Annotated in this window: 12 protein-coding genes and 1 pseudogene; 4 read left to right on the plus strand and 9 right to left on the minus strand. The window is 40.9% G+C overall.

Going from position 1 to position 17,883, the window contains the following annotated elements:
- Positions 1-32: 32 nt before the first annotated feature.
- The 3 genes from BXY_RS06930 to BXY_RS06940 are packed head-to-tail and all read right to left on the minus strand — an operon-like array spanning position 33 to position 6,051.
- On the minus strand, positions 33-1,163 hold the full coding sequence (locus BXY_RS06930; RefSeq protein ID WP_015531542.1) for a glycosyl hydrolase family 28-related protein: 1,131 nt from the start codon (positions 1,161-1,163) through the stop codon (positions 33-35).
- A 22-nt stretch (positions 1,164-1,185) separates the two neighbouring features.
- The gene (locus BXY_RS06935; protein WP_015531543.1) at positions 1,186-2,943 is read right to left on the minus strand and encodes a RagB/SusD family nutrient uptake outer membrane protein; all 1,758 of its coding nucleotides are present in this window, start codon (positions 2,941-2,943) and stop codon (positions 1,186-1,188) included.
- A gap of 24 nt (positions 2,944-2,967) precedes the next feature.
- Positions 2,968-6,051 (minus strand): SusC/RagA family TonB-linked outer membrane protein, encoded by a 3,084-nt coding sequence (locus BXY_RS06940; protein WP_134993003.1) that lies wholly within the window; start codon positions 6,049-6,051, stop codon positions 2,968-2,970.
- A gap of 277 nt (positions 6,052-6,328) precedes the next feature.
- Here BXY_RS06940 and BXY_RS06945 point away from each other — a divergent pair, with 277 nt between their 5' ends.
- Positions 6,329-7,201, plus strand: coding sequence for an aldose 1-epimerase family protein (locus BXY_RS06945; RefSeq protein ID WP_015531545.1), 873 nt, complete (start codon positions 6,329-6,331; stop codon positions 7,199-7,201).
- Positions 7,202-7,372: 171 nt separating this feature from the next.
- Here the strand turns inward: BXY_RS06945 and BXY_RS06950 are convergent, their stop codons facing one another.
- Positions 7,373-9,253, minus strand: a complete 1,881-nt coding sequence (locus BXY_RS06950) for a DUF4980 domain-containing protein (protein ID WP_015531546.1) — start codon at positions 9,251-9,253, stop codon at positions 7,373-7,375.
- Positions 9,254-9,477: 224 nt separating this feature from the next.
- Between BXY_RS06950 and BXY_RS06955 the strand changes: the two genes are divergently transcribed.
- Entirely contained in the window at positions 9,478-10,500 is a 1,023-nt protein-coding gene (locus tag BXY_RS06955; RefSeq protein WP_015531547.1) for a helix-turn-helix transcriptional regulator, read from the plus strand.
- Positions 10,501-10,587: 87 nt separating this feature from the next.
- Here BXY_RS06955 and BXY_RS06960 read toward each other — a convergent pair whose 3' ends face one another.
- On the minus strand, positions 10,588-11,433 hold the full coding sequence (locus BXY_RS06960; RefSeq protein ID WP_004321607.1) for a patatin-like phospholipase family protein: 846 nt from the start codon (positions 11,431-11,433) through the stop codon (positions 10,588-10,590).
- Positions 11,414-13,636, minus strand: a complete 2,223-nt coding sequence (locus BXY_RS06965) for a cation:proton antiporter (RefSeq protein WP_015531548.1) — start codon at positions 13,634-13,636, stop codon at positions 11,414-11,416. The genes BXY_RS06960 and BXY_RS06965 overlap by 20 nt, the downstream gene beginning before the upstream one ends.
- A gap of 184 nt (positions 13,637-13,820) precedes the next feature.
- Here BXY_RS06965 and BXY_RS06970 point away from each other — a divergent pair, with 184 nt between their 5' ends.
- Positions 13,821-14,348 carry a hypothetical protein gene (locus tag BXY_RS06970; RefSeq protein ID WP_004314253.1) on the plus strand — a complete coding sequence of 176 codons (528 nt, stop codon included), beginning with the start codon at positions 13,821-13,823 and terminating at the stop codon, positions 14,346-14,348.
- Here BXY_RS06970 and BXY_RS06975 read toward each other — a convergent pair.
- A complete protein-coding gene (locus tag BXY_RS06975; protein WP_008025926.1) occupies positions 14,312-14,626 on the minus strand; it encodes a hypothetical protein in 315 nt (104 codons plus the stop codon). The genes BXY_RS06970 and BXY_RS06975 overlap by 37 nt on opposite strands.
- A pseudogene (locus BXY_RS23505) lies at positions 14,613-14,837 on the minus strand (hypothetical protein); the annotation flags it as partial. The gene BXY_RS06975 and the pseudogene BXY_RS23505, both read right to left, overlap by 14 nt.
- 133 nt (positions 14,838-14,970) lie before the next feature.
- Between BXY_RS23505 and BXY_RS06985 the strand changes: the two are divergent.
- Positions 14,971-16,155, plus strand: coding sequence for a C1 family peptidase (locus BXY_RS06985; protein ID WP_004314251.1), 1,185 nt, complete (start codon positions 14,971-14,973; stop codon positions 16,153-16,155).
- Positions 16,156-16,862: 707 nt separating this feature from the next.
- Here the strand turns inward: BXY_RS06985 and BXY_RS06990 are convergent.
- Positions 16,863-17,714 (minus strand): helix-turn-helix domain-containing protein, encoded by an 852-nt coding sequence (locus BXY_RS06990; RefSeq protein ID WP_004314250.1) that lies wholly within the window; start codon positions 17,712-17,714, stop codon positions 16,863-16,865.
- Between the last annotated feature and the right edge of the window lie 169 nt (positions 17,715-17,883).

Here is a 17,883-nt window from a genome sequence, read left to right on the forward strand (position 1 = left end):
TACTATATTAATAATGGTGTATGTTGAGGAGGTTATTCTACTATGCTCACCTTATCAGATGATACACAATTAGAAACTTCAGTTCCTGAGTTCACCAGGAATACCCGATAACTCTCCAAATTATCTATAAAGCAGTTTTTGAACACATTTCCTGTTCCTTGAGTAGCATTTACGGCCACAGCATCAGTATAAGCCCATTCACATGACAAACTGTTGGATACAAACATATTGTTGTTACCCTTTACATTGATTATGCCAAAGTCATCACCATGGTCGAGCATCTGATTTTGAAGAGCTCCGGTAAGCCAAAAAATATTCTTATTTACCCGATTATCATTACCACTCAACACGAGAATACCATTGTAGTAGCTTTTAAAATTATTACCTTCAACAATACAGTTATTACAACCATCAAGCACTAAATTTTCACGCCCGTCAGGATAGACCTGATTATTAACAAACGAAAGTTTGTTCACTCCCTGCGCCTTACAGGTTATGCCAGTGGGCTGAGCACCCAGTTGGCAATTCTTGATATTAATATTCTCGCCACCAATCAGCACCATACTATTGGGAAGCTCACATACCCAGCAATTGATTATCTGCATGTTTTTCGCTTGTTCTATCTTGACGCCTGTATGCAAATTTATACCAATAATATTAGAAAGCATTCCATCATCACTCGTACCGGCAAAGTGTATGCCGATGTTCTTAGCTTCCGTACCACCGGACACCATCAGGTTCATAATCTTTACACCCTTCACGCCTGTCTCTACTTTTATAGCAGCTTCGGCATTACGCGCCACCAATTTACTTCCGCCACCAGGGCCCAACAACTCATTTATTCCATTCACATCAATATTGCTACGCATACCGGGATTCAACCCTTTGAATGTCACATTGTGCTTATTAATCACAATGGGAGCGTCGAGCACAAAATCACCTTCAGGAATAACCACTACTCCCCCTTCGGAAGGCAAGGAAGCAATAGCACTATTAATGGCTTTCGAACAATCCGTCTTTCCATCGCCAACAGCTCCGAATGTGGTAACATCGCCTTCGATTTCAGTATGAGTGCCATAACACAACAGATTATCATCACTATCGCAAGCCGTGAACAAACACAGACAGAAAGTGCTAAGCAAATATCTTTTTATTTTCATCATATTTATATTTAAGGAATTTATACTAGTTAAACTTACCATATCCGGGATTCTGCACATAATTGCCTTCAGAGAAGTTATATTGTGCATTGGGAATAGGCAAATATTCATCTCTACCACGAACAAAGCGAGCACCACGATAATAAACGCGCTTATTCTGCTCCACACTAATGTAACTGTTCATGGTTTCCGCAGCAATCCCCCAACGTACCAAGTCGAAGAAACGGTCACCTTCCATAGCAAACTCCATACGGCGTTCCCAACGTAATGCCTTGCGGGCAAAGTCCTGACTCCAGCCCTCAGCAGGATATTCGCCTATCAGATAATTAGCTGCATCCTGTTCGGAATGTTTAAAGTCTTTTACATAAGGACTATTTTTGGCACGCAGACGAATACGGTTAATAATTTTGCGAGCCTCTTCCAGTCCGGTAGCTTCGCCAATCTCTATCAAGGCTTCAGCCTTCCATAACAATACATCAGCATAGCGGATTATCTGCCAGTTGAGATGAGAAGCTCCCCAAGGCCAACCTTGGAACATATCTTCACTTTCAGGCGAGATGTAGAAGCGCTTTGTACAATTAAAGCCATATTCACCGCTGTTACGTATCCAGTTTGCTTTACAAGGCTCAACGGTATATGTTTTCCAAGTGATACCAGGACGACCGGTAACGAAATCCAAACGAGGATCCACAGTTGCATCAATGTTGGTGAGCTCACTTCCTTCGTATATTCCATAGTCATCGGCGTTGAAAGTATCAAACAAAGGCAATCCATAGTTATCTGTCTTATAGGCATTGATCAAGTTCTGACTGGGTAAGAAAAATCCGTCACCACCATAAGGACCTTTAGGAGCATTCAACAGATTACTCCAGTTTATATTCCCGGCACCATCGGTTTCATCATCCATCGAATATTGTACGGCAAACACAGACTCTACCCCATTTTCATATTCCAATTGATCAAGTTTCTGAAAATCGTTCAAAAGAGTATATGCCTTTCCTTGCGCACCTACTTTGTCGCAAAGAGTCACCACTTCAGCTAACAATTGTTTATCAATAGCAACCACTTGGTTATTATCATCTTGTCGGTAAGCCTGATAAAGTCTAGCTTTGGCAGCATAAGCATAAGCAATGTTCTTAGTGACACGCCCTACTTGAGATTGAGTATCAGGCAAATCGTTAGCAGCATCAAGAAATTCTTGTGCTATTTTACCCAGAAGTTCTTCACGGGTAAACTGATTGTTGGGGATGTACTTATAGTCATCATTTTCCACATTCTCATCAAAATAAGGTACTTGCTTGAAAAGGCGAACCAGTTCAAAGAAGAAGTGTGCACGAATCACTTTCATTTCGGCTTTACGACTTTTAATCATCGGCAAAGCATTCTCATCAAGCGTATTCATTACCCGCAATGCGCTGTTACAACGTTGCAAGCAACAATAAAGTTGAAACCATTTTTCGTCGGCATTGCTCCATGTAGCATCTATTTTAAAGGTTTCAAGCAGCGTACAAAAGTCTCCATCATTTACACCGCCACCACCTTTGTAGGCATTATCCGAACGTACTTCACCATACGTCCAATTGGTCATCGGCACCCAGTGCATATCACGATTAGGACCTTTCAATCCGGCATAAGCTGAAGTAACCAAAAGCTCTACACCATCGGCCGATGATAACAAATCGTCATTGAGTGTACCCTGAGGTTTAATATCTAGAAAACGACTCTCATCGCAACTTGCCAATAGTGCCATCACACCTACTGCAAAGATATATTTCAATTTCATAATGTTCTGTATTTAGAATAAAAATTAAAAACCAAGTGATAGACCAAATGTATAGGTACGAGGTTGGGGATATGAATAGCCCAATCCTTCCGGGTCGGCCCCCGTATAATTAGTCAGCGTAAAAACGTTCTGTGCTTGCAGATACAAACGCAAATTGGAAAGATGCGCTTTCTTAATCCACTTATCCGGGAAAGTATAACCCACAGTTAAAGTTTTCAACTTCACATAAGAACCATCTTCAATAAAGAAAGTGGAACTGCGTGTTTCTACATTATTATCAACCACAGTCAATGCAGGGATATCACAATTATAAACTCCGGTTTGCTCATAAGCATTCCAAGCATGCATTGCATCCATCAAACGTACAGAGTGATTACCTGTCCAACCTTGAAAAAGGTCGGTATAAAACTTGGAATTGTTCCATGCATCGCGAATCATACCATTGAAGAATACAGAAAGGTCAAATCCTTTGTAAGATGCACCGATGTTCAAACCACCAATAAATCTAGGTTGGTCACTCCCTTGCCAATCCATATCAGCAGTATTGATAATGTTATCACCGTTAAGGTCTTTGTAGCGAATACGTCCTACGCCGGGAGCACCAATCTGTACATCATATTTACTTAGGTATTCATATACCTCCTGTTTTGTTTTGAATACACCATCAGCTTTATAGGACATCCATGATCCGTAAGGTTGACCTACAATAGTTTTGTCCACACCATTACCACCTCCCCAAGTATATTTGATTACATCCGGAAGTTCGGTAATTTCATTTTTATAATAGGAAAGGTTGAACGAAATATCATACTTGAAATCCTTTATTTCATCTCGCCAAGTAAAGGTTGCTTCCACACCGCTATTATCCATACTGGCAGCATTGTACCATTTATATCCACCTTCACCGATCACTCCTATATAAGGTTTCTGGATTAACATACCAGTAGTCTTTTTTTGAAAATAATCCAGTGTCAGTCCCAAACGGTTGTCAAAGAAAGCAGCATCAATACCAAAGTTCAGTTGTTTGGTCTCTTCCCATTTCAGGTCGTTGTTACCCGAACGGTCTTTCTGTACTCCGGGCAATACCGTTGTACCATCCCCATTGAAATTGTATGAGCCATTGGACATGTTAGTGTAATAGAGGTTGTAAGTAGCATTGTTATCAATCTGATCATTACCATTTATCCCCCACGATGCACGCAATTTAAGATCTGAAAGCCAGTTTTGCGTACATTCCATAAATTTTTCACGCGATACTCTCCAACCGGCTGATACTGAAGGAAAGATAGCAGAATTATTCCCTTTACCGAAACGTGAAGAGGCATCACGACGCACTGTTCCTGATATAAGGTATTTATCATCGAACGCATAGTTCACCTTACCAAAGTAAGAGACCATAGCATAGGTAGACGCATTGTTACTCACACTTTTTCCTTCAGTTACAGTGTCTAAGTAACGATAATCGAGATCTTCTATCACCAATCCGCGACCATATCCCTGTAAATGTTCACCATTCTCTTTCTTAGCTTCAGTTCCTATCACTGCACTGATATTGTTCTTCCCAAGGTCTATGCTATAATTGGCAGTGTTCGACCATACCCATTGCACGCTATTATCTTGTCGTACGGTCAGTTCATTTACATCTACCTTACGATCGGCTTCACTCCATTTGGGGACGAAAGTTGAGTTGAAACCGGTAGTATAGTTCAAACCAAATTGACTCTTCAACACTAGATTTTTAATGGGTTCCACTTCCAAATAAACATTGCCAAAGATACGCCAACTTTTGTGACGATTATTGGCTTCATTGTCTGTCAAGCGAATGGCATTCGGCTTATCCCCCAATATATCCACATAGCCACCGGCATACCCTCCATTTTCATCATACACAGGAATGGCCGGATGCTGGGCAATAACCAATTCTTCTATACCGGCAGGATTAAGATGCTCCAACCAGTGATTCACCGAAATACTTTCACCCACACGCACTTTACCATCTACAAAGCGAAAATTAGAGGCTAAACGCGAATTAAAACGTTCGTAGTCTGTATTACGGCAAAGACCATCCTGATTCATATAATTTAAGGTAAGAGCCACATTCCCATCCTTAAACCCTTTAGAAAGAGAAAGATTATAATTTTGCATTAAAGCCGTACCAAATATTTCCTTTGCCCAATCAGTGTTGCCCGACTTTATTTTCACTCCATTCTGGTCAAAATAATATTCTTGCAGTTGGGCCTTTTCTCCATTTCCATATACTACACTATTGGGATTGGTTCCAAAAGTATTTTTATAAGCCTGCCAATACACATCACCCCATTGGTAAGCGTCAAGCATATCAATACCACCAGTAAAAGTCTGGGCAGTGAGCGACATATCAAAACTTACTTTTACATCGCCTTCCTTAGCACGTTTTGTGGTGATAATAATGACACCATTGGCAGCTTGCGCACCATAAATGGCAGCCGAAGCTGCATCTTTCAACACCTGAATGGATTCAACATCATTGGATGAGATAATAGAAGCCACATTATCATGTGTCTGAACACCGTCTATTACATAAAGAGGAGAAGAATTGTTGATGGTAGTAATACCACGTAACTTAGTATCTGTGTTACCACCTCCGGGTTTACCATCAGTTGTTACGTTCATACCGGCTACACGTCCCTGCAAACCTGACATCACATTACCAGTAGGTATGTCAGCCACCTCTTTCATCTTCACTACAGCTACCGAACCTGTCAGACTGGCTTTCTTTTCAGCCATATAACCTGTCACAACCACTTCGTCAATCATCTTAGCATCCTCTTCCATCACTATCTTCAATGAAGGTTTAGCGGCAATAATTACTTCTTTATATCCTATATAAGAAATTGCCAATAATGCATTCGTTGGTACACTAAGAGTAAAGTTACCATCCAAATCTGTGATAGTTCCAGTTGATTTAGAATCATTTTGCACTACGGAAGCACCAATAATTGGTTGACCATCAGTCTTTGAAGTAACGTTTCCTTTCACTGTTATGTTTTGCCCCCAAAGGACTGACATGAAAGTAAACAGGAAACAAACGCTACAAAGAAGTTTTTTGTTCTTCATAATACTAAGCATTAGTTTGATGTTATTAAATTAAAAGTACGAATTTTACTAAATCGATGATGCAAATTACGGTTGATTTATATCAAACGACTGAAAAAAATGTTTCAAAGGCTATAACATTTGTTGCATAGAACGCTATTTTATAGGGTTTTATACATTATTCTTCGAAATAGAAGAATTATAGAATATCTATTCTCCAGTAAGTATGGAAAATATTACCTTTGCAGGTGATAAGAACTTAAAAAATGGAGTTAACTACTGGTTGTAGTCAACTGAAAAAATCAACGATATGAAAACAATCTCCAACAAACAACTCACGATTCAAGTATCTCCTCACGGAGCTGAACTCTGCAGCATCGTCGCCAATGGAAAAGAATATCTGTGGCAAGCCGATCCTGCTTTTTGGAAGCGACACTCTCCTGTCCTATTCCCGATTGTAGGGAGCGTATGGGAAAATGAGTATCGGAATGAAGGGATTCCTTATACGCTTACTCAACATGGTTTTGCCCGTGACATGGAATTTACTCTTATTTCTGAAAAAGAGGATGAAGTACGTTACCGCCTTGTCAGCAATGAAGAAACTTTGCATAAATACCCTTTTTCATTCTGTCTGGAAATAGGCTATCGCATCCAGGGAAAGAAAATTGAGGTTATGTGGGAAGTAAAGAATAGCGGTGAAAAGGATATGTATTTTCAGATTGGGGCACATCCAGCTTTCTATTGGCCGGAGTTCGATGCAAGCAATTCTGAAAGAGGGTTCTTCGGATTTGACAAGGAAAACGGTTTGAAATATATTCTCATTTCAGAAAAGGGATGCGCTGATCCTTCCACAGAATATTCTTTAGAGTTGACAGACGGATTATTACCACTGGACACGCATACTTTTGATAAAGATGCTTTGATACTGGAAAATGAACAGGTCCGTAAAGTTACCTTATATAATAAAGAGAAACAGGCTTATCTTAGTTTACATTTTAACGCTCCGGTAGTCGGTCTTTGGTCTCCACCTGCAAAGAATGCTCCTTTCGTCTGCATCGAACCTTGGTACGGACGTTGCGACCGCGCACATTATACTGGTGAATATAAAGATAAAGACTGGATACAGCACTTACAACCGGAAGAGATATTCCAAGGAGGATATACAATTGAAATTGATGAATAATTGATGAATAAAAAGTAGCTGCCGGATTTCACATCTGACAGCTACCAAACACCTAATTCTAATCTACAAAACCTAACTTATAAATCTAACCTATGAATCCTTAAAAAGCAATCAATACTTGTTGCTTTCACTGAATCTATGCAAACATCTATTGTGTAACTTCTACTTCTATTATAAACCCAACCGATACGCATTGAATGAATCTACTTGAAATGAACCTCCTTTGCTATAAAAACACATACGGTTGTATGGTTCCGATGGAAAGATAAGATTAGTCATTGCTACCTTTCCTCCATTCAGGAATATTTCTACAGAACATTTATCAACAAAGACATCCAACGTATATTTATTCTCTTTCTTTATCGGTGCCCAGGTAGCTAATGCGAAATCATCTATATAATTGATGGAAGTCGTCTTTCTACGGTCGTGAACCTCTATTTCATGAGGTACACTCTTCTTTCCGAAATCCACGATACCACTTTTCGTCCGGTCCATAACCAATCTCTTTTCCGGAAGATTGAAGTAGATATCCACCTTTTCCCCTTTATCATTAAAGAGGCTGAATCCCATAATCTCCGCTTCCCCGACGGTAATTTCCAATGCCAGTTCATAAGCACCATCATTATCAGCCAATAAAGAATCAATATGATAATCATTGGCAACCGTAAATGCCGGAATTTCTTTCTTTTCTTTTCGCAGAGTCTTTATCTCCGGTACCGGAGCTGCTGAAAGATAAATTTCACCGTCTTGTGTATAAAGACTTAACTCACGCGGCAAAGCGTTAGCACTACGGAATTGCTTTGTCGGAACAATATTACAATATTGCCAGTTACTCATCCAAGGAACAGCAATCGTTCGTTCTCCAGTGTTTGAGAAACAAACGGTAGCATAGTGATCTTTGCCCCAATCCAACCATTTCGTGACATTCGGCTGACTGTCACAACTGAATTTCTTTCCATCAAAGTCTCCTGTAAAGTATTGAGTGGCACTTCCTCCGAAATAACATCCTGGATTGACGTTCACTATCAATGCCCATTTCTTACGGTTCAGATCTCCATCCACCGGAAGTTCCACCATGTCCGGACATTCAAATTGACAAGGTTGTACCCCGTATCCTTCTCCGAAATTACTCATATAGTTCCAGTCCTTCAGATTCTTAGAGTCATAGAAACGCATTTCTTTATCGGCGGAGACAATCATCACCCATTTATCTTCCGGTTCATACCGGAACACTTTTGGGTCACGGAAATCTCTCAAACCATCAGCAGGGCACAAGATGGGGTTCTTCTCATATTTAATAAATGTCCGTCCATTATCCTTGCTAAAAGCAAGACATTGGACCTGCCCGTTTTTGTCACTGGCAGAAGTATAAAAAACCAGGATGCTCTCTACTCCATACCCCGCTACATTCTCCTGATCGACAATAGAGCTGCCGGAAAAGATATGTCCCAATGTATCACGGGCAATAGCTGGGGCCAAATGTTCCCAATGTACAAGGTCCTTACTGACAGAATGTCCCCAATGCATATTTCCCCATTTAGAACCGTAAGGGTTATATTGAAAATACAAATGATATTCTCCATCTTTATACACCAATCCGTTGGCATCATTCATCCAGCCATAGAGAGGAGTATGATGGTAAACAGGGCGGAACTTTTCCGTATTGGCTGTATCAAAAGTATCAGATAGCTTGATTTCTTTCCAGCAAAGTGCATCCTTTGATTTATTACGAACACGGACGGTGGCAGCCTTCGCTCCGGCAGGCAAAGCAAAGGGAACAAAATAGTCCACTTGAGTCTGTGCCAGACGAATATCCATATCGGTATCCGCAGCCTCTCCGGTATCAAGCAGAACCTGACTTTCCGCAGCTTCCTCTTCTATAGGAAGCAATATATAATTAGTCGGATTGGTAATGTGGATGACAGTCAGGCTATCCCCTTTCTGTTCCAAGGTCAACTTGCTTTTAGTGGTGTGGCAATAAGTCAGTCCGTAAGAGACTGCCAATGCAAGTATTGCACCTTTACATAGTTTCATCCAAGGGTTTGTTTTCATGGCAACAAAGTATTCCTAGTTTATACAAGCTTTTAATCCAAAATAGACGAAGGCAAAGATAGGGGGTATCTTCGCCTTCGCCTATAAACTTTGTTTCAAAGGGTATCAAATTTGATACAAATCCTAAGAATTTTCTTTTATCATCCAAGAATAAAGACCTGTAACCTCTTTGTTTTCCTGAATTTATTTTTCTACTTTTGAAGCCAATCTTTATTCTTCTACTTATGCCAGCAAATAGAAATGCCTTAATCCGTTATAAAACAATTGATAACTGTCTGCGTAATCCTTATCGACGCTGGACGTTGGAAGATTTGGTAGATGCTTGCTCGGATGCCCTTTATGAATACGAAGGCATCGATAAAGGCATAAGCAAACGTACGGTACAAATGGATATACAGATGATGCGCAGCGAGAAGCTGGGTTATAACGCTCCGATTGTGGTGTACGAAAATAAATACTATAAATACGAAGATCCGGAATACAGCATTACACAAACTCCGCTGAACGAACAAGACCTGAAAACGATGTCGGAAGCAGTGGAAGTGTTGAGGCAGTTTAAAGGCTTCTCCTATTTTACGGAAATGAGCGATATTATCAACCGCCTGGAAGATCACGTTGCTTCTGCCCGGATGAAAACCACTCCTGTCATTGACTTTGAAAAGAATGAATCATTGAAAGGACTGGATTATCTGGATACGATCTATCACGCGATTGTAAACGAGCATCCGATACAGCTCAAATATCGTTCGTTCAAGGCACGTTCGGCCAACAGCTTTATTTTTTATCCTTATCTATTAAAAGAGTATCGCAACCGATGGTTCGTTTATGGTGTCAGAGGAAACGGACGGATCTTGCAAAATTTAGCTTTGGACAGAATACAATCATTGGAGGTTCTGCCACAAGAACATTACATAAAAAATACGTTCTTCGATCCGAACACGTTCTTCGATGATCTGGTAGGAGTCACTAAAAACACTGGAAGTGTAGCGGAGAAAGTCGGTTTCAAGGTAGCGGCTGCCGAAGCACCTTACATCATAACCAAGCCTATACACCGCAGCCAGCAAGTGGTGGAAAGATTAGCTGACGGAAGTGTCATACTGGAAATTGAAGTCGTCATCAACCATGAGTTAGAACGAGTATTCTTCGGATATGCCGAGGGAATACAAGTTCTTTATCCGAAGACTCTGGTAGAATTGATGGGTAGGAAACTAAAAAAGGCTGCTGAACAATATACCCATTCGAAATGAAAAGGGAACACGCCCAATTATCCTATCTGACATTCAAGAAAAACAAAAAAGCATGGAGAGCCTGTCTATTGTTCAACTATGGAAACTTTATTCTTCAAGTAAGGCTCTCGCACATTCGTACCCTTCCTGATAAAACTCTGTCAGCTTTTGCACATCTTTCTCGATGCGGTCTACGGCTACAGGTTTTAACGGGCGAATAACAATAATCTGTCCTTCATCCTCCATGCGCTCTACCATTTCCAACTGCTCATTATAAACAGCACACCGCCGACTTAACGCTTCGCGCAACTTCGGATATTTCCGATATACAAATGAAGGGATACGAATGTCTTTCGAATCTTTCCGATACCCTCGGTTACGGGTGAGTACCACAACATTTCTCGTGCAGCCATCCGTAATGGCTCTTTGCAAAGGAATGGAATCTACAATTCCTCCGTCGAGCATGGGAACCCCGTCTACATAAGTAATAGGACATACAAAAGGGAGACTGCTGGATGCGCGGACAATATCAATCACCCTGCGACTGTCTTTTTTCTCTTCGAAATAGTTGGCTTCTCCCGTGATGCAATTCGTAGTCACCATCACAAAACGTTCCGGTGAAGCAAAATATGTTTCATAATCGTAAGGAAGAATATGTTCGGGGAATTCATTGAATAACAGATCAAAGTCCAGTATATTACGCTTTTTGAGCAAATGTTTCAGACCGATATAATCATACTTCTCCAACAAGTCAATGTTGCTGTACTTGGCACGTCCCCGTTGCCGTGATGCATACGACAACCCGTTGCACGCACCGGCAGACACTCCTATCGCATAGGGAAACCGGATATCGTGATCCATAAAATAATCAAGCACACCGCAGGTGAATACTCCACGCATTCCCCCGCCTTCCAACACTAATCCCGTAGATTCATCAATTTTCAAGTCCTTCATTTTTATCTCCCGTATTCTTATTCCGGCGGATTACCAGCAAAGATGACAATTCACGCATCACAGCCTCATCCTCGGATAATTTCGTATAAGAAAGATGGCTCATTATCAATAACCCGTCTTTCTCTTCAGTCACTAAATCTTCTACTCCCGCAAACCACACTATCATCGTTTGTTCCGGATAACGCACCTGCAAATCGTCAATGCGTCCACGGAACTCTTCATCGTCCGTATCAAAAAGGAAAAGACGTACCGAGTGTCCGTTCTGCAACATCTTATCCAAATAGGAAAAAAGAAACAGATCAATCATTCCGCCGAATACGAAACTGACCGTCGTGCCTTCCCGATACTGACGATTGACAAATACGGCCACCGGACACTTCACCTGCTCCATAATCTCATCAATCTTATCCCGGAAGAGCGTTAACCATAAAATTGCTCCCGGAGTTCCCGGCATATCCGAACGATAATGACTCCCGGCTCCCAAAAGCAGCATATCAGGATGTTCGTTACGGACAAAGTGGATGATTTCCTGTACAAGTTTGTCTGTCACCCGATAATGGTTATCTACCTGGATATTCAATTTCGCTGCCTGTTGATTGAGCAAAGCAAAACTCTCGCTGGCATAATGTTCGGCATTCAACGGATTCAGATCCGTGCCCACCGTATAGTGTGCTGCAATCAAATGATTTTTCTTCAACTGCTTCCCAAATAACAAATCATAAATGGAAAGCAACACACGCCCGGATTCCGGACGCCCGAAACAAAATATCAATTTGTGCTTCAAAGATAATTTTTCTTCCCGACGTACGAAAATATGTTCCACCAAATGAAGCAAAGGAGTAGTCATAAAGGTCGTAACTAGCGCCATAATGACCAAAATTACAAATATAGAAGGAGGAAGAACTCCCATTTCATAACCGATATTCAAAGCGACAAGCTCCATTAATCCCCGTGTATTCATCAATGTCCCTATCGTCAGACTATCCTTCCACGACTCACCCACCAAACGGGCGGCAATGGCACATCCACCCAGTTTGCCGACAACAGCAACCGTCACCAACAGTAAACATACCATCCACAACTCCGGACTGTTTATCAAACCGATTTCCGTGCGCAATCCGGTGAAGGCAAAGAACAGAGGTAAAAAGAAGACTAATGAAATATCTTCCACCTTCTCCATCATCACCTTCCGGAAACCCAGATTGGACGGCATCACTAGCCCTGCCATAAAGGCTCCGAATAGTGCATGAATACCAATAATTTCGGTCAGACAAGAAGAAATAATAAGAATGAGCAGAATAAATGCCACGAATGTTTTATTGATTGCTTCCCGGTTGGCATATACTTCTCCCACTTTCTTCAGAAATGGGCGAACGACCAAAAACATGACCGCAATATAGACAACTGCCAGCCCCACTGAATAAAGTGCACTGGCAAAACTTCCTGCTTTGGAGATAGCAATCACCACTGCCAACAGACACCAGGCTGTCACATCATCATTGGCAGCGGAAGCAATGGTCAGCGTCCCTAAAGGAGTCTTCGTCATATTCCGCTCCTGAATGATGCGCGCCAATACCGGAAAAGCGGTGATACTCATAGAAATACCTATAAACAAAGCAAATGGAAGAAACGGAGTTTGGGCAGCTGCATATTCTTCGTACACCCAGTAAGAAGACAAGATGCCCAGAAAGAAGGGTACTAGGATTCCGGCATGGCTAATCACCAGCGTTTCATTGATTTTATTTTTCAGTACACTGAAATCCAGCTCCATACCGATGACAAACATAAAAAGGATCAGTCCCACCTGACTCAACAGTTCAAGATTGGTAAGCGAGTGTGCCGGAAAAAGGAAATGAAAAGCATCCGGAAAGAAAAAGCCGAGTACGGAAGGTCCTAACACAATACCGGCAACAATCTCTCCAATCACTCCCGGTTGCCCGATCAGACTGAACAAATAGCCAAAAAGACGCACCATCAGCAGTACGGCTATAATCTGAATCAACAAGGTAGTGAGCGGATGATGAAGATTATCCTGTATAAACTGGAGAAACATAGTGAATGGATTCCCCTGTACCATGTTCTGCGCATTTACCGCATAGTGCGAAAACCGGTCACCCTCTTCAATAGCAACATAAATCAACCCTCCAAACAGGAGTAACATCAGTACATAAATGACATAATTCTTCCGGGCCCTGTTCCGCATAAACTTTATTTTTACGATTTGTGCATATTTATGGTAAAAACAAACGAAAAAGGCAGATAGTTTGGCGAAAATAACAAATTCTCAAACAAAATCTTGTTTTTTTGCTTCAATCTATGTAACTTTAGGCTAGCTTAATTGTTTAAGGAGGAAAAAATCAAAAAAGTCCTGCCCGCAGGCAAGCACCATGAGAATACAGTTTGAGATTAAAGAAAATTTGCCGGAAATTATCGAAGAAATCTTACACTCTGATAAGTGGCAAACTTCCGTGAAGGAAGAACTGAGCGGTCGGACGACCGTTGTGATCCGTGACCAAGCGTATGGTTCAGAAGCTACCATTGAAATTTATGCTACATCTATTGAAATCAAAACCGCATGGTCAAAGTACTCCTATCGTATATTTGTAACCAACGATATCGTATGGTGCGAATATAACGGTGCCTATCGTGGTCTGTTGGAACAAGTGCTCCTACCTACTATTACTCCTAAAGAAAACCTGCTCAATTCTGACGTGACTGAAAGTTCGCTCTACGGAAATGAGCATAAGAAATTGAGAGAGTATGCAGAAGATAACCTGAAACTGAAACAATTCCGCAGGGAAAACTTCAATGAACAGAAGAATGGAACCGCTCCATTCGATCATCCCAAGCGTGTGTATGATGAGTTTATTAAAGAAGATTATGTAGTAGCACCCAAAGAAGAAGAGAACAAATAATCTGTACTTAATGCTTTACCTTGTGCCATCGTATTGGCACTCCAGTGCCACCATATTGACACAGTCGTGCCAGTAAGGTGGCATGATTGTGCCAATAAAAAAGGTTGAACAATTATCAAACGCTCTCTCTCATAAATTTTATAGCCGTACCCACTACCTCCAACCCGGGTCACTTCCAAACGGTATCTATTTACCGGATGCACATACACATACATGATTCCCACTAAAAGCAGTAAGACAAAGCAACTAACACCTATTACTTTTTTATTTCTCTTCATATTCGTATGGTTTCAACTCCCAGGTATCATCGTAATAATAAGTGGAAGATCCTCCTGTAGCTATAATTCCCCGTTTTCCGGTAGAAAAACATACAGCTTTCGAGCGTGTGCTTCCTTCGAAATCGGTCAAATCCTCCCCATCTCACAGGTCTGTCAAAGGGTCGTAAATCCAGTAGTTAGAGCGGTAACTGCTTCCTGCAGTCTGTCCTGATCTCAATTTTCCTTTATCTTCCTCTGTGTCCTCTGCGTCCTCTGTGGTGAAATAATCTGTGTAAATCTGTGTAATCTGTGGTGAAACTTTCCTATATTTGTAGCCAAAACAATTTAATATTAATTTCATAGGAATGAAAAAGACAATCCTTATTGCTGCTTTAGGCTTGTTCAGCCTAAACATCATGGCACAAGATGCAAAACCTGAAGAAGGTTTTGTTTTCACGACAGTGAAAGAAAACCCGATTACTTCTATCAAGAATCAAAATCGTTCGAGCACTTGCTGGAGTTTCTCAACTCTCGGATTCATTGAATCAGAATTGCTTCGCTTAGGTAAAGGCGAGTATGACCTGTCTGAAATGTTTGTCGTACACAAAACGATGCAGGATCGCGGAGTAAACTATGTACGCTATCATGGTGACAGTTCTTTCTCCCCGGGCGGAAGTTTTTATGATGTAATGTACTGCATCAAGAATTATGGTATTGTTCCTCAAGAGGTGATGCCGGGTATCATGTACGGTGACACGTTGCCGGTGCATAACGAACTGGATGCTGTTGCTTCCGGTTACATCAATGCTATTGCGAAAGGTAAGTTGAGCAAACTGACTCCGGTATGGAAAAACGGACTAAGCGCTATTTATGATACTTATCTGGGAGCATGCCCGGAGAAGTTCACATACAAAGGCAAAGAATATACTCCGAAGACTTTTTCTGAATCACTGGGATTGAACTGTGACGACTATGTATCACTGACTTCTTATACACATCATCCATTCTATTCTCAATTCGCAATCGAGATTCAGGATAATTGGCGCAATGGTTTATCCTACAACCTGCCTATCGAAGAGCTGATGGCTGTAATGGACAATGCTGTAAAGAAAGGTTATACTTTTGCATGGGGTAGTGACGTCAGCGAACAGGGATTCACACGTGACGGTATCGCCGTTATGCCAGATGTAAACAAAGAATCTGAACTTTCCGGTTCGGATATGGCTCGCTGGACCGGCCTGACTGCTGCTAACAAACGTCAAATGATGACAACCAAACCATACCCGGAAATCGACGTCACTCAAGAAATGCGCCAAGTTGCTTTCGACAATTGGGAAACTACGGACGACCACGGAATGGTAATCTACGGTATCGCTAAAGACCAAAACGGAAAAGAATACTTCATGGTGAAGAATTCTTGGGGTAAATCAGGCAAATACAATGGTATCTGGTATGCTTCCAAAGCATTCGTTGCTTACAAGACTATGAATATTCTTGTACACAAAGACGCACTGCCTAAAGAGATTGCTAAAAAACTGGGAATCAAATAAACGAGTACCCATCCTTTATAAATAAAAAGCCTCATTAGCTACGAATAGCTTCTGAGGCTTTTTTAAGCAGTTATTTTCCGGGATTACTCCATGTTATCGAAACAAAAGTAAGACTGCAGCTTTTTTCCTCCAAATAGAATCGACCAAAGAACGGATTTCAACGGTAAACAGTTTTGTTCTATTTTTAAGATTCTACCGTTTGACAGTGGCTATGAATCAAATCAAGCAGAGAATAAAATGCATAAATTAATGCAAGATTATACACATACAGCCCCTTATTATGCATAAATACAAGAAAAAACAGACGGTCTTTATGGTATAAATGCACCCTTGCTTTTAATGAAACGCAGGCTTGGTCGGTGAGAAACGCATCCTTGCTCACCGACCAAGCCAGCGTTCATCGGTGAGAAAGGATTTTTGGGCTGAAAGAAGAGCCATTTCCAAGTTATTTCACTTCAGAATCCATTGATTCTTTATATAGCAAATAGCTATATAATAGGAAAAGAATCATTCATTTACTCCGACTCTGAAAGCAAATAAGTACCAAAAAGATCTTCCATCAGCAAAGCGCTGTCTTTTCGCATTTCCCTGATACATATTTAAGCGATTTTTTATCAACCTCTTGCATACCGGCTCTGATTGACAGCAGGGAGAAGGTATAAAACATCCCATTTTTATGTATAGTCCAATTTTAAGCAGACGCAGATTTATTTCTCGCGATATTCCAGCGGAGTCATCTTCACCTTTTTACGAAAGTATTTATTGAAAAAAGAATGATTGTTAAAGCCTAACGAGAAAGCTATTTCTTTCACCGGCAACCGGGTGGTTTTCAATTGGGCCTTCGCATTCATAATAATAATTTCTGTAATGATTGCCAACGGACTGTATCCGCTTGCCCGACGGATGGCACTTGAGAAATGTGCCGCAGTAACCCCACACTTCTCCGCATAAAACGCCACTTCATGCTCTTTAGTATAATGAGCCATCAACAACTGTATAAACTGCCTGTACAACTCCTGTTCTCTTCTCAAAGGTTCATCGAGTTTCTTGCCATAGCGTTTATACAATTCTTTCGTTCCCTGCAAAAAAATAGCCAGTACGGAACGTATGATCTCTTTATTTTCTAATGAATGTGGGAGTGTATAAGCACGAATCAGTAAAAGATATACATTCCGGTATAAGCCGGCAACATCCTCTTGCAGAGAAATGACCGGACTGTTCAATATCATAGGCATAAAGTCCAGCAGGATTTCCACATAATTGCCCGAAAGCATAAAATCGGACGAGAAACCGGCAAAAGAAATACGGGTATCGGACGAAACTTCGTGTATCTGAATGAATGAATTAGGAAGAACAACGATGAAATCATTCTTACGAATGACAATCTCCAACAAATTAATGGTAGCTCTGACCATCCCTTCCGTACAAAGCACAAAGACACCGGCTTTTATTTTACAGGGGAAATTACCATAGTAGTTTAAGATATCTCCGGTGATACTGTCATCTGCTATAAAATCAACCGGAAGGTCAAATTTAGGAAAGGATTCGTTAGTTGTCATCGTCAGTTCTTTTTTAATTTACCAAAAATATCCATTTCATCCGGATTCCGGGCAACAAGTTCAAAAATGGTATATTATATCCTACAAATAGAACATTATTTTCTTCTTTATTAGGATTGTATTTAAGAAAATAGCAAATATAGAATATTGAATCCCAAGAATGGAGCTT

It is taken from the genome of Bacteroides xylanisolvens XB1A (genome assembly GCF_000210075.1).
Lineage (GTDB): Bacteria > Bacteroidota > Bacteroidia > Bacteroidales > Bacteroidaceae > Bacteroides > Bacteroides xylanisolvens.

Coding starts and splice junctions, on each gene's coding strand:
- BXY_RS06940 (WP_134993003.1), bottom strand. CDS start 6,051: ATGCTTAGTATTATGAAGAACAAAAAACTTCTTTGTAGCGTTTGTTTC.
- BXY_RS06930 (WP_015531542.1), bottom strand. CDS start 1,163: ATGATGAAAATAAAAAGATATTTGCTTAGCACTTTCTGTCTGTGTTTG.
- BXY_RS06935 (WP_015531543.1), bottom strand. CDS start 2,943: ATGAAATTGAAATATATCTTTGCAGTAGGTGTGATGGCACTATTGGCA.
- BXY_RS06955 (WP_015531547.1), top strand. CDS start 9,478: ATGCCAGCAAATAGAAATGCCTTAATCCGTTATAAAACAATTGATAAC.
- BXY_RS06985 (WP_004314251.1), top strand. CDS start 14,971: ATGAAAAAGACAATCCTTATTGCTGCTTTAGGCTTGTTCAGCCTAAAC.
- BXY_RS06965 (WP_015531548.1), bottom strand. CDS start 13,636: ATGCGGAACAGGGCCCGGAAGAATTATGTCATTTATGTACTGATGTTA.
- BXY_RS06950 (WP_015531546.1), bottom strand. CDS start 9,253: ATGAAAACAAACCCTTGGATGAAACTATGTAAAGGTGCAATACTTGCA.
- BXY_RS06970 (WP_004314253.1), top strand. CDS start 13,821: ATGAGAATACAGTTTGAGATTAAAGAAAATTTGCCGGAAATTATCGAA.
- BXY_RS06975 (WP_008025926.1), bottom strand. CDS start 14,626: ATGAAGAGAAATAAAAAAGTAATAGGTGTTAGTTGCTTTGTCTTACTG.
- BXY_RS06990 (WP_004314250.1), bottom strand. CDS start 17,714: ATGACAACTAACGAATCCTTTCCTAAATTTGACCTTCCGGTTGATTTT.
- BXY_RS06945 (WP_015531545.1), top strand. CDS start 6,329: ATGAAAACAATCTCCAACAAACAACTCACGATTCAAGTATCTCCTCAC.
- BXY_RS06960 (WP_004321607.1), bottom strand. CDS start 11,433: ATGAAGGACTTGAAAATTGATGAATCTACGGGATTAGTGTTGGAAGGC.